We start from the raw sequence: 13,329 nt of genomic DNA, 5'->3' as shown, positions 1-13,329 counted from the left end.
AAAAGGCGAGCACAACCGCCCCAAATACGCTTATAGTCAGAAAAACCACAGGCACTTAGCAGGACATTCTTCCATACCAATTGAATTGCCCATTCCGCATAGTTTGCGAAGTGGTGATCCCAAATCGGCGAAAAGGATTCGCGAGCAAGGTACACGCTGGAACTTAGCCAGGAAAACGAAGAACTCCCCCAGCACACCGTGGCGCACGCTCGCGCTTCCCGATATACAGGGGGAGTATCAAAGTTGGCCGTTATTTTTCACCCAAGAGAGCGTCGACAAAGCCTTCGACCTCAAACGGCGCGAGATCATCGGCGCCTTCGCCCAAGCCCACGAGCTTGACCGGAACGCCCAACTCCTCTTGCACCTGGAAGACGATTCCGCCCTTGGCAGTACCATCCAGCTTGGTTAGGACGACGCCGGTGATATCTACTACCTCGCGGAAAATCCGGGCCTGGGTCAGGCCGTTTTGTCCCACGGTAGCGTCCAGTACCAGCAGAACCTCGTCCACATCAGTCTTCTTTTCCACCACGCGCTTGACCTTGCCCAACTGGTCCATCAAGTCTGTGGAGGTATGCAGGCGGCCTGCGGTATCGACCAAGACCACATCTACTTGCTGTTCTACACCGCGAGCTACCGCGTCGAAGGCGACCGATGCTGGGTCAGCGCCCTCCTTGCCGCGCACGGTATCGGCGCCAACGCGGCGACCCCATGTCTCGAGCTGATCAGCGGCCGCAGCACGGAAAGTATCCGCCGCGCCCAGAAGTACCTTATGGCCCATGGCTACAAGCACACGGGCAAGCTTGCCCGTGGTGGTGGTTTTTCCGGTGCCATTTACGCCGACAACCATAACGATGGCTGGCTTACCCTCATTCGGCATGGCCTTAATCGAACGGTCCATCTCTGGGTGGCCTGCCTCAATGAGGCATTCACGCAGCATGGCACGGGCCTCGTCCTCGCTGGAGACGCCGCGCTCAGCAATCTTCTCGCGCAGGGAGTCAGTCACTTTCATAGTGGACTTGGTGCCTAGGTCCGCCATGATGAGAGTATCTTCTACTTCCTCCCAGGCGTCTTCGTCCAGGTCGCCTGCGGAAAGAATCCCCATAAGTCCCTGGCCGATGGCATTTTGCGACCGGGACAGGCGTCCACGCAAACGGCCGAGGCGCCCACCGGCGGGAGCGATGTCTTCCTGTGGTGCTGGCGCTGGGGCCGGCTCTCCCTCTGGAACCTCGGTCTGCTCCTTGGCAGCTTCGGCCGCGCCGGTTTGTGCCTCGGCTGCAGCCGCAGCCTCTTCGGCCTCCTCGCGGTCATCGACGCGCTCTTCAATGTCTTCCGCGTTCTTGTCTTCAACGACCTCGTCAAAGACTGGGGATTCCTCTGCTACTGCGGCGTCTTCCACAGCTACGGTATCTTCAGGAGCTTCTGCCTTTTCAGCAGCTGGCGAAGCCTCTTCCGCTGGCTTATCTGCCTGCGACGTCGCTGGCTCCTTCGGCTCGGATGTTGCTGCTGGCTGCTCGACCGACTTTGGGGCTTTATCCGCAGGTGTTTCTTTACTTTCTGCAGCCGCAGCTGCCGTACCCGCTACCCCTGCTGCACCGGCAGCGGTTGCCGCCGTGGCTCCAGCGCCCGTGGACGGGTTCTTTTCGGACTTATCTGGGAGAGAGTCAGTCGGCTGCTCTTTGACATCTGCCGGCTTCTTGGTCTCAGTAGTTTTATTGGTTTCTGCCGGCTTTGCCTGCTGTTGTGGTGCCGGCTTATTTTCCTTTGGTTGCTCTACCGCGGGCTTGTCGGCCGCAGCATCGGTCTGAGACTGAGCGGGCTGTGGCTTGTCCGCAGGTGCTTGCGGCTTGGCCTGTGGTTGTGGGGTCTTGCCGCTAAGCTGCTCGTTGGCAATGTCGGTAGCATTAGGCTCTGCCTTTGCCTCCTGATGTGCCGGAGCTGACTTATCCGCAGCTGGCTGGTTCTTCACGGGCTTTTCCGCTTGCACCGGGCTTTTCTGCTTTTCCTTGGCACTACCGGCAGGAGCGAAGTTAAAGCCGGACTTAGCTTGATAATTGCCGGACTTTTGCTCCTGAGTAAGCTGCTTCGGTTCTTCCTCAGTGGGCTTGTCAAAGGACACCTTCTTGGCGTCGCCGCGTTTTTTGCCGATCACTACGAGAAGAATAATCAGCACAATGACGACGATCGCAATGCCGATCCATAACCATAAAGAATTCATGTCTCTATAGTGCCAGTCTTGCGGGCTCGCGGCACGCCAAACCCCCTCCTATCCCGGATAGAGGGGCCTACCGGCAGGCGACGCCCGCGGCTACCACCCTGGCTAGTCGCCCCGTGGAGCATCAACGCCCAGGCGGGTAGCGTCCTCGCTGGCTTGCTCTGTTCCAGGGGCACTACCTGCGGGATTCATGCGCTGCGAAATAACACGGGTGATACCGTCGCCGCGCATGGTCACGCCATACAGCACGTTAGCTACATCCATCGTCGGCTTTTGGTGCGTAATGACGATAAGCTGCGAATCCTTGCGCAACTCTTCAAAAAGGGCGATGAGGCGGCGCAGGTTGACATCATCAAGCGCTGCCTCAACCTCATCCATGACGTAGAACGGGCTGGGGCGGGCGCGGAAGATTGCTACCAGCATTGCCAGCGCGGTGAGCGACTTCTCACCACCAGAAAGCAAGGACAGGCGCTTGACCTTCTTGCCCGGTGGGCGCGCTTCCACCTCGATGCCGGTGGTAAGCATGTCCTCCGGCTCCGTGAGGATGAGGCGGCCCTCGCCACCAGGGAAAAGGGTCTGGAAGACCTTGGGGAATTCCGCTTCCACGTCATGCCAGGCATCGGTGAAAAGCTGTAAAATCTGCGCATCCACGTCCTCAATAACCCCGGCAAGATCCTTGCGGGCTTGGATGACATCTTCCAGCTGGGTGGACAGGAAGGAATAACGCTCCTCCAAAGCCTTATATTCTTCCAACGCAAGTGGATTAACCTTGCCCAAAGAATTCAAGTCCTTTTCTGCTTGCTTCAGGCGCGCATTTTCCGCCCCGCGATCGAAATCCTCGCCTGGGGTGTAGTCCTGCAAAAGGTCCGAAATCGCAATGCCGAGCTGCTCCACAATCTTGGCTTCTGCTTCATCGACGCGCACCTGTGCCTGCGAGCGAGCAATTTCTGAGTCATGAGCGCGGTTGGTCAACCGGTCCAGCTGCTGTCGCGCGGCCGAGACTTGCTGTTTTACCTGTTGCAACTGCGCGTTCAAGGAGGTGCGCTGCGCAAAGTAGTCATCGCGCTCAGCGGTGGCGCGCTCTAGCAATTGCGTGGCGCGCGCGGCCAAATCACGCGAATGCCTTGCCACTGCACCGGCCAATTCCCCTTGGGCTTTGCGCCGGGCCATGGCCTGCTCATGGCGAGCCTTGGCTTGGCGCTCATGCTGCGCTTGGCGACGCAATGCCTCGCCCTTCCCCGCTACCTGACCCACTTGGTCTTGAGCAGAGCGGGCTGCAACCTGCGCCTCCATCTCCATCGACTTAACCTGCTCTAATGCGGCCGAAGCCTCGTCACGTTCCGCCGAAGAAGGCTCATCTGGCTGCTCGTCCGCATCGACGCGGGCGAGCCTATCGCGGGCGTCGGCAAGCTGCTTGCGGGCTTCTGCGATCTTTACCTCAATCTCGGTCGCCCGCGCAGCGGCCTTTTCGTGTTCCGATTTATTGGCCTCGTATTGCTTAAGCAGGCGCTGATGATCACGCTTCCACGCGTCAACCTCGGTATCGTGTTCGCGCAAGGCAGCCTTCGCCGAGGCGGCGGTCACGCGGGCATCTTCTGCCGCAATCTTTGCGCCCTCAAGTGTGCCGGATAGTTCTTCTAGCTCCTGCGTCGCAGATTCCAGCTGTTCCTCTGCCTCTGCGATGCGAGCGGTGACCTCTACGGTAGACGAGGCACCGGTGCCTACTTCTACCCAACCTTCGCCCAGTACCACGCCCGATTCGGTAACGGCGCGCAGGCGAGGATCCTCTGCCACCAATTTTTTCGCCGCCGCGAAATCGGGAACGAGCACGACATCCGCAAGGAGGCGGTGCAGCGCGGCGGATACCTCCGGAACCACAGCAATGTGGTCGAGCAACCACGAGGTTCCGGTGGGCAAAGTTGCATCCACGCGCCAGGAAGTGGCGGGGGCGGCCACAGAGACATCGATAAGCGCGGAGCGCGTACCCTTTTCCAGGTCCGCAATGAGCTGAACGGAAATCTCGCCGGCCTGAGCCTCAGCGAAGGCGCCCAATGCGGCAGCAACCGCCGTCTCATATGAGGTGCTGATGAATGTGGCCAGCGGCTGGAACTGCTCACCTACATCGATTTTTTCTGGTGCAGTCTGGGCCAGGGTATCGATGCGGGAGCGCAACGTGTACACGGCGCGCTCGCGTTCGCGCTGCTCATCGCGCAGCTGTTCCAAGCGTTTGTCGGCCGCACCCGATTCACTGGCTGCGCGCACATGTGCCTCCTCGAGCGGCTCGCGCTCGCCAGCCAAAGATTGCAGTTTATCCGCCACCTCATCGGCCTCTGCCTGGGCAGACTGGGTGCGTTGGCTGGTAGAAGCAAGGGTTTCCTCTTGCCGCGCTAGCTCCTCTTCCGCCGAAGTAACCTGGCCTGCCGCCTTTTCCTCCGCCGCGATAAGGCGGACTACGCCCTCGCGCCTATCAGCAATGGCGCGCAGCTGGGCCATGTGTTCGCGCTCGGCCGCCTCAAAGGCTTCGCGACGCTCTGCTACCTCTTCGCGGATCGCTTCCAGGCGTTCTGCAGCTTCTTCCGCCGCGGCGAGAAGCTCCGCATGCTCCTCATCTGCACGGGTGGCCCGTGCCTCTAGGTCCTCCGGATCTTGGCCAGAATAAGCCACCTGCGCACCAGCATTGGCCGCTCGCTCTTCCGCGATGCGCTGCGTGGCGGAAATGCGCTCAGAAAGCGTAGACAGATCGAACCACAGTTTTTGGGCGGCATCTGCCTTGGGGCTTATTTCTTCTAGTTGGGCTTCTACCTCTAGCTGGGAGCCTGTCGCTTCTTCCAGCTGCGCCGTAACTTCTTCAACCTGCTCGGCGAGAACTTCGGCCGTGCGCTCGGCCTCCTGAAACTTGCTGCGCAGCCGCACTACCCTATCGCCGGCTAAGCGCAGGCGGGCATCGCGCAGATCAGCTTGCACCGTGGCCGCACGCTGCGCGGCCTCGGCCTGGCGGGCCAAAGGCTTAAGCTGCTTTCCTAGCTCATCCGTAAGGTCCTGCAGGCGATCCAAATTGGCCCGCATGCCAGTGAGCTTTCGCTGCGCTTTTTCCTTGCGGCGGCGGTGCTTGAGCACACCCGCTGCCTCTTCGATATAGGAGCGCCGATCTTCGGGCCGCGATTCGAGGATTTCAGAAAGCTTGCCTTGGCCGACGATAATGTGCATCTCGCGGCCAATACCCGAATCAGAGAGCAGCTCCTGAATATCCATAAGGCGCGCCTTGGCGCCATTGATTTCGTATTCGCTGGCACCGTCACGGAACATTCGGCGGGTGACCGAAACTTCCGAATACTCGATCGGCAGCGCGCCGTCCGCATTATCGATGGTGAGGGTTACCTCGGCGCGCCCCAAAGCCTTGCGGTCGCCGGCGCCGGCAAAGATGACGTCTTGCATCTTTCCGCCACGCAGCGTCTTGGCGCTTCCCTCGCCCATGACCCAAGCTAGCGCATCGACCACATTGGACTTGCCGGAACCATTCGGTCCGACAACAGCGCAAATGCCCGGCTCAAATTTCAGAGACGTCGCCGACGCAAATGATTTAAAGCCTTTGAGCGTCAGCGATTTCAGGTGCATTTGGGTTAGTTTAGCAAGCTTAGAGCACGCCTGCCCAGCCGAGCCTCAAGGCTCGAAACTGCGGGCATGTGCTATGCATCAGCGTTCAATGAAGCCAGACTCTCCCTTGGGGGCAGCCCATTGCTCGACTACTAGGTCCACCGTTCCTGGCCGGCGAGTCATACTGGGCTGTTCTTTGAGGAGTCCTAGCAACTCCTCACATTTCTCCCGCGGTCCCTCGGCTACAACCTGAACCCGACCGTCGGCCAAATTAGTAGCATGCCCCTTCAAGCCGAGCTCGAGGGCACGGGAGCGCGTCCACCATCGAAAGCCCACGCCTTGGACGTGCCCGTGGACAAAAGCGGTCATTCTTTCCATGGTCAAGCGGCCTCCCTAGCTCCTAGTAGTGATCTTGTTGACCCTTATCGCGCAGGACGCGGCGGTCCTCTTCGCTGCGACGAGTGACGGGGTCGGAGCCGTCCCAGCACTCCACGCCTTTAAGCTCCGGCAGCATATCGCGGTGGAATACCGGGTCAATGCCATGGCTGCGCTGCTCGTTGTAGTTCTTGAGCAGTTTGATGGCCACCCCGGATAGCGGCACGATGGCGAGGATATTGAGGATAACCATGGTTGCCGCGCCGGTATCGGCCAAGGCAAAGACCAGCGGCAAGGAGCCCACCGCACCGAACCAGACAAAGAAAAGTACGACGAGGCGGAAAATCACCAGCGCAGGCTTGCTCTGGGTGAGGTACTCCAGGTTAGACTCCGCCAAGTAGTAATTGCCCAGGATGGAAGAGAAGGCCAGGAAGAAGAGGATAAAGCTGACGAAGTGGATTCCCCACTCGCCCACCTCAGAAGATAGGGCTGCCTGGGTCAAGGACACGCCTTCTGCTTCTGCACCATAGGCAATCTCTGGTCCCAGCAAGATAATGAAAGCAGTGATGGTACATACCACCAAGGTGTCAAAGTACACGCCGAGGGTCTGCACCAAGCCTTGCTTGACTGGGTGAGATACGGCCGCAGTTGCCGCCGCGTTAGGGGCAGAGCCTTCGCCGGCCTCATTTGAAAACAGACCGCGCTGAATACCCTTCATCATGGCCGCGCCAAGACCGGCTCCCGCAATTTCCTTGATTCCTAGGGCGTGACCGACGATATCGCCAATCATTCCCGGTACCTTGTCAAAATTGGTAATGACGACAAAACCACCGATGAGCAGGTAAGCCACCGCCATAAATGGCACGATGACCTGGGTGATATTGGCAATGCGGTTCACACCGCCAAAGATGATAAGACCCGCAACCACGGCGATAACAATGCCGATAATGGAGCGGAACATCGTGTCATCGCGGTCAAAGGAAAAGGACACCGCATCCGCAATGGCGTTGGTCTGGAAGGCGTTATATACCAAGCCAAAGGTAAAGGCGATGGCGATGGAGAAAAGCACGCCGAGCGGTCCCCACCCCAAACCGCGCTTCATATAATACGCCGGACCACCGCGGTACCCATTGCCATCGCGGACCTTCCACAGCTGGGCCAAGGTTGACTCGATGAACGCAGTAGCGCCACCCAGGATGGCAATCAGCCACATCCAGAAGACGGCACCTGGGCCGCCAACGGAAATGGCCACTGCCACGCCGGCAACGTTACCGGTGCCAACGCGGGAAGCAGCTGAAATGGTGAAGGCCTTAAACGCGGAGATTCCGCCATAGTCTTCGTCCTCATCGCGGCCCTCCCCCTTGGGGCGCTCGACGACGGCGCGGAACATATCCGGCACCATGCGCACTTGCACCAAAGCAGTACGGATGCCGAAGAATAGGCCCGCAGCAATCAGCAGCCACGGCAAAATCCACGACCACACGCCGTCATTAAATGTCGTTACGACATTTTCAAGAAAATCCATGCAGAATAATTTACTGCCTTAAGGTTCACAACGTGAACCCCATACGCCATAAATTATTGACAATGGGGGCAAAAATGGGTGGACCGCCCTGAAATTATGCAGCGCTCCAAGGGCGTTCCACACCGCAGACAGGGCTGGCCAGCACGCCCATACGCGGCCAAGGAACGCGAAAAATACCCCGATTCGCCGTTCACATTTACGTACAGGGAATCAAAACTCGTGCCACCCACTTTTAGGGCCGCTGTCATGACCTCCTGAGCTGCTGCAAGCAGAGCAACAGCATCTTTTTGCCGCAAGGTCGAAGCTTTCTTGCGGGGTGAGATTTGCGCGTCCCACAGGGATTCATCAGCGTAAATATTGCCGATTCCAGAGGTCAGCGTTTGATCCAAAAGCGCGGTCTTCACTGCGGTCCTCTTCGCACACAGGCGCCGTGCTGTAGCCGCACTATCGAAATCCGGTTCCAGCGGGTCAATGCCAATGTGCGCAATCTTGTCCCACGGCGCATACAACCAATACCCAAAGGTGCGCTGGTCAACAAAGCACACCTCTACCCCACCGCTCAGCTGGGCGGTAATGCGAAGGTGCGAAGATTCGGTGGCACCTATTCGGATCTGACCCGACATACCTAGGTGGATAAAGAGGACGTCACGGTGGGGGTCCATGGCATCTTCGTCCACAAATTCCAGCCACATAAACTTCCCGCGCCTGGCCACCGCAGAGATCTCTTTGCCCTCAAGGAGACCGGAAAGCGGCTCATCTTGGCCACGATTGGAACGCGGGTGTAACACCTCTACAGACTCAAAAGTCCGTCCCACCACGTGTGGTGCAAGGCCACGGCGGACGGACTCGACTTCCGGCAATTCCGGCATGCTCAGCCCTCTTTATGTGCAGTGCCTTGCACCAAAAGCGGAGTTTCGCGCAGGGTCTGGCAGGCCTCCTGAGCTGCCTGCTGCTCGGCCAACTTTTTATTGTGGCCCACACCATTTCCTACGGTCAGACCAGCCACAGTAGCTACTGCATTAAAGGTCTGGTCATGCTCTGGTCCGGTGGAAGTAGCCGAATAAACCGGCATCGGCGCCTTTAGCTCCGCGCACAGCTCCTGCAAAGAGGTCTTCCAATCCAAGTGGCGCCCGCTCACAGTCGCATTTTCGATCTTTTCCGCAAATAAGCGCAAGATGACGTCACGCGCCGTTTCAAAACCATGCTCGCGGTAAATGGCACCAAAGATTGCCTCAGTGGTATCCGCAAGAATGGAATCTTTATCGCGGCCACCGGTGGACTGCTCGCCCTTACCCAACAAAATGTGCGGTCCTAGGTTTATTTCCCGGGCGATATCAGACAGGCCGTAGCGCGAGACAATCGATGCGCGCATCTTGGAAATATCCGATTCCGGACGGGACGGGTAGGTGATGTAGAGCTGAGAGGCTACCGAAAGGCCCAGCACCGCATCGCCCAAGAACTCCAAGCGCTCGTTGTTTGGCAAGTGCCCATTTTCATTAGCAAATGAACGGTGGGTCAATGCTAGGCACAGGTGCTCTGGTTGCAATTCCACACCGAGCGATTCCAACAACGGGGAATGGTCTACTGCAGCGAACTCGGCAGCCAGTGCCTCTTCCCCAGTTAGCTTCTTCTTGCGGCTCATAGGAACTTCTCCAAACCAGCCCAGCGGGGATCGACCTTTTCTTCATCCTTTTCGCCAGAGATACCCGTGGTTACGCCCTCAGGCGTGTCAATCTCGCAGCCATCTTCGCATACTGGGGCAAAGGGAAGATTAAGGCCTGCCTCATCGATCACGGCCTGCAAGAGATCCAGCTCATCATCTTCAATCTCTGGAATCTCATCTCCGGATCCTTCGTCGCCGTCTGAAGGGGTATCTCCCGAGACAAAGGATTCGTCGGCTGCAAAGACCTGTGTGACGTGCAAGTCCAACTGTGGGTGCAATTCCTTCAAGCAGCGAGCGCATTCCCCGGTCAGCTGTCCGGATACGTTGGCATCCACTAAGACACCTGCACCAAGAGGGGTCAAGGTAGCGTCTACGGTGAGCTCTTCGCCCTGCGGGATGGCGATCATCTCCACGCCGATCCTCTCAGGTGAGGGGCCGGTTTGGGTGCGTTGTTCCGGCAGTGCGTCAGCGCCTTGGGCGTTCAACAATTCGCCCACATCGAACTTCAATGGTGATGTCATAACACTAGGTAGTCTACCTTGCCCCGCAAACTCCGCCTAGCGGCCCGCGCGAGGAAAGTTTCTGTCAAGAATCTGGCGTTTAATGTAAAAGGACATATGCCTTTGCGGATTAGCCTTTTCCCGAGCGAAAGCCGTCCTTAGTCTGGAAGCATGACCTACCACTTGGCACTAGCCTCCACGGATCTACGCAGCATAGCGCTCGGTTTCACCGTGTTTAGCTGTCTTCCCGCTGCGGTGTTAGCTACTGCCGGTATGCTCGTTCACGCCACTCCACGCCCGGACCGTTCAGGCATGTACGGCGCGCGTGGCATTCGCCTCTTTACCGCACTCATCTGTAGCGTCGTTGCCGGTTTGGTAGCCGGTGCCATTTTAGTATTGCCCACCGGCATGGACCTTTCGGTCCTTACCGGCGCGCTCATCTTTTCCCTAAGCGCAGGTGCTATTACTTGGTTCTCCCGCGCGACCATTCCTACCGCGCTCATTTCTGTGGGCACGATGGTGCTAGCTACCGGTGCGCTCCTTAGCGTGTGTGCCGTGTGCTTTCCACAAAATTTCAGTGATAATCCCTTGACATCATTGTCTTCCTATTTCTTCACTGCACTCGTTGCGTTCCTTTTTCCAGGCTTGGTAACCGCGATTATTGCAGCATGCATGGCCGTCCAATCCGCCGCGCCTGCACACCTTCTCCCGCAGCAGGAAGACATCTCCGTTCCCCTACACACCCACATAACGCCTACTCCCCATGAAAAAGGAAAGGCCATTGCCGCTAAGCAACCTCGCACTCGTGCCACCACCTAATTTACTCAGACCAGCGGCGATGAATAAAGGCCCTTTTTGGTGAGTAGACGGTGTACGACGAACCGCCTGCTCACCAAATAGGGCCTTTGGCCGTGCCTAGTGTATAGGTCTTTCCTAGCCCCTTACTCTACGGCCCGGTGTGCACCGAACCATAGAGTTTAAGGCCGATAAAGAAACTAAAGTTTTAGCGCTCGTTATAGCGGCGCTCATAGGTCTCGCCTTCAGCGTAACGTGTGTTGCTTGCGGCGCCGCCGGCGCGTCCCGGAGCCGAATAGTCGCCGCCACGGGAGCGCACTCCGGCACCGCCACGCAGGGCAGAGCGGTCGGAGTTTACTGTACGCAGCAGACCATTAAGGGTGGTTTCAAATTCGCTTAGCTTGCCATCCACAAATTCATCGCATTCACTGCGCAGACGGTTAGATTCGGTGTGGGCGGATTCCACAATGCGATGTGCTTCTTCATCGGCGCGGCGAACAACTTCTGATTCCGAAACCAGACGCTCTTGCTCTGCGCGGCCTTCAGCGACGGAACGCTCATATTCATCATTCGCCTGAGCGATAGTACGGTCTGCTTCCGCGCGGGCCTGCTCCACCATGGACTGAGCGCGAGCTTCAGCATCAGCCACCAGCTTGGCGGCATGCTGTTCTGCATGGGACACCGTGGCATCTGCTTCCTCGCGGGCGTGGCCCACAATGTCATCTGCCTGGGCATTAGCATCATTGATGGTTTGGTCCGCGCGCTCCTCAGCGCCGTGCAGGATTTCATCCTGCTTATCCAACACATCCTGCGCGTCATCAATCTCAACGGGCAGCGCGTTACGGAGGTCGTCGAGAAGCGCGAGCATTTCATGGCGCGGAACTACGCAATTAGAGGTCATGGGGAAGCCATGGGCCCCCTCCAAGTGCTGAACTAATTCATCTAGAGACTCAAAGACACGGTACATACCGCGAATTTTACATACCCTCACCCGCCATGCGTGGAGGCCACGCACCGAGTGTGTACTGCAGATTTTACTTCCACAACCGGTCTTGCCAGTCCGCGCCCACACATACAGAATTTATGGCACGCATATACAAAAACAAGCGCCCCTTTTACCGCCACGCTCTGTGGCGCAAAAGGGGAGCTTGAATAAAGGCCGATTTTTAGATGACGCCCTGTGCCAGCATGGCATCCGCTACCTTCTTGAAGCCGGCGATATTTGCGCCGGCTACGTAATCGCCTTCGCGGTCGTATTCCTTCGCCGTGTTGTCGATGTTTTTAAAGATATTAGACATGATCGCGTGGAGGCGGTCATCGGTGTAGTCAAAGGACCAAGAATCACGGGACGCATTTTGCTGCATTTCCAGCGCGGAGGTAGCAACACCACCAGCATTAGCGGCCTTGCCCGGCGCGAAGTTGATCTTGGATTCTTGGAATATGTGGACGGCCTCCGGGGTGGACGGCATATTGGCACCTTCGGCCACGTAGCGCACGCCGCCTTCCACAAGCTTTTTGGCCGAGTCGCCGTCCAGCTCATTTTGGGTAGCACACGGCAGTGCCACGTCCGCCCCTACTTCCCAGATATTTCCGCCCTCATGGAATTCCACGCCGCTGCCAGCCTCTTGTGCATAAGTGGAAATACGCTCACGACGAGTTTCTTTGACGTTCTTGAGAAGCTCGATGTCCACGCCTTGTGGGGTGGTGATATAGCCGGAGGAATCGGACATGGCCACCACGGTGGCGCCCAGTTCTTGGGCCTTCGCTGCGGCGTAGATGGCAACATTGCCAGAGCCAGAGACAATGACCTTGGCACCATCAAAGGACTCGCCATGGGTCTTCATCATTTCATTGGTGAAATAGACCGTGCCAAAGCCTGTGGCCTCGGTACGAACCAGGGAACCGCCCCAGGTCAGGCCTTTGCCAGTAAGGACACCGGATTCATGCTGGGTAGTCAGGCGGCGGTACTGACCAAAGAGGAAGCCGATCTCGCGGCCGCCGACGCCAATATCACCAGCTGGAACATCGCGGTATTCTCCGATGTGGCGGTGCAACTCCGTCATAAAAGACTGGCAGAAGCGCATGATTTCCACCTCGGACCTGCCCTTGGGATCAAAGTCAGAACCGCCCTTGCCACCGCCAATGGGCAGGCCGGTCAGGGAATTTTTGAAGATCTGCTCAAAACCGAGGAACTTAATGATGCCCAGGTTGACCGAAGGATGGAAACGCAGTCCGCCCTTGTAGGGGCCGAGCGCAGAATTGAACTGGACGCGAAAACCGCGATTGACTTGGATATCACCATTGTCATCGATCCACGGCACGCGGAAGATGAGCTGGCGCTCAGGTTCACAGAGACGCTCCACCAAGCCGTAGTCCGCGTACTGCGGGTCTTTTTCTAGGACAATCTTCAGCGAGTCCAGAACCTCAGAAACCGCTTGGTGGAATTCTGGTTCTCCCGCATTGCGCTTGAGCAATTTGTCGTAGTACTCAGAAATTTGGCTATCTACTGACATGGCGTGCATTCCATTCTGTGGACGTATAAGAACAGATACCAGTTTCCTATCAAACTACCGATAAAGCAAGCAGTTTCTAGACCTTGCATAGATCCGAACCGTCTTTACCAGCGACAATAAAGTAAAATATTTTCTGTAGAACGTTCGGATCT

General features: G+C 57.6%; 10 protein-coding genes. 1 reads left to right on the top strand and 9 read right to left on the bottom strand.

Going from position 1 to position 13,329, the window contains the following annotated elements:
* Nucleotides 1–250: 250 nt before the first annotated feature.
* From ftsY to I6I12_RS05055, 7 genes are all read right to left on the bottom strand, one after another.
* Nucleotides 251–2,215, bottom strand: coding sequence for a signal recognition particle-docking protein FtsY (ftsY, locus tag I6I12_RS05085; RefSeq protein WP_200288903.1), 1,965 nt, complete (start codon nt 2,213–2,215; stop codon nt 251–253).
* Between the two features lie 102 nt (nt 2,216–2,317).
* The gene (gene smc / locus I6I12_RS05080) at nt 2,318–5,827 is read right to left on the bottom strand and encodes a chromosome segregation protein SMC (RefSeq protein WP_200288902.1); all 3,510 of its coding nucleotides are present in this window, start codon (nt 5,825–5,827) and stop codon (nt 2,318–2,320) included.
* Between the two features lie 78 nt (nt 5,828–5,905).
* Complete coding sequence (locus tag I6I12_RS05075) at nt 5,906–6,184, bottom strand: acylphosphatase (RefSeq protein ID WP_023021271.1); 279 nt, start codon at nt 6,182–6,184, stop codon at nt 5,906–5,908.
* A 22-nt stretch (nt 6,185–6,206) separates the two neighbouring features.
* Nucleotides 6,207–7,706 (bottom strand): alanine/glycine:cation symporter family protein, encoded by a 1,500-nt coding sequence (locus tag I6I12_RS05070; protein ID WP_200288901.1) that lies wholly within the window; start codon nt 7,704–7,706, stop codon nt 6,207–6,209.
* A 53-nt stretch (nt 7,707–7,759) separates the two neighbouring features.
* Complete coding sequence (mutM, locus tag I6I12_RS05065) at nt 7,760–8,575, bottom strand: bifunctional DNA-formamidopyrimidine glycosylase/DNA-(apurinic or apyrimidinic site) lyase (RefSeq protein WP_200288900.1); 816 nt, start codon at nt 8,573–8,575, stop codon at nt 7,760–7,762.
* 2 nt (nt 8,576–8,577) lie between these two features.
* On the bottom strand, nt 8,578–9,348 hold the full coding sequence (gene rnc / locus I6I12_RS05060) for a ribonuclease III (protein WP_200288899.1): 771 nt from the start codon (nt 9,346–9,348) through the stop codon (nt 8,578–8,580).
* On the bottom strand, nt 9,345–9,890 hold the full coding sequence (locus tag I6I12_RS05055; RefSeq protein WP_086587445.1) for a YceD family protein: 546 nt from the start codon (nt 9,888–9,890) through the stop codon (nt 9,345–9,347). The genes rnc and I6I12_RS05055 overlap by 4 nt, the downstream gene beginning before the upstream one ends.
* Nucleotides 9,891–10,040: 150 nt before the next feature.
* Between I6I12_RS05055 and I6I12_RS05050 the strand changes: the two genes are divergently transcribed.
* Complete coding sequence (locus I6I12_RS05050) at nt 10,041–10,688, top strand: hypothetical protein (RefSeq protein WP_023021266.1); 648 nt, start codon at nt 10,041–10,043, stop codon at nt 10,686–10,688.
* 184 nt (nt 10,689–10,872) lie between these two features.
* On the opposite strand, the gene I6I12_RS05045 is transcribed toward I6I12_RS05050, so the two are convergent.
* Nucleotides 10,873–11,631 (bottom strand): DivIVA domain-containing protein, encoded by a 759-nt coding sequence (locus I6I12_RS05045; RefSeq protein WP_023021265.1) that lies wholly within the window; start codon nt 11,629–11,631, stop codon nt 10,873–10,875.
* Between the two features lie 199 nt (nt 11,632–11,830).
* Entirely contained in the window at nt 11,831–13,177 is a 1,347-nt protein-coding gene (gdhA, locus tag I6I12_RS05040) for an NADP-specific glutamate dehydrogenase (protein WP_200288898.1), read from the bottom strand.
* Nucleotides 13,178–13,329 lie beyond the last annotated feature (152 nt).

The organism is Corynebacterium kefirresidentii (assembly GCF_016599755.1).
Lineage (GTDB): Bacteria > Actinomycetota > Actinomycetes > Mycobacteriales > Mycobacteriaceae > Corynebacterium > Corynebacterium kefirresidentii.
Note: the sequence above shows the minus strand (reverse complement) of the source record. Positions and strands in the feature narration are given on the sequence as shown.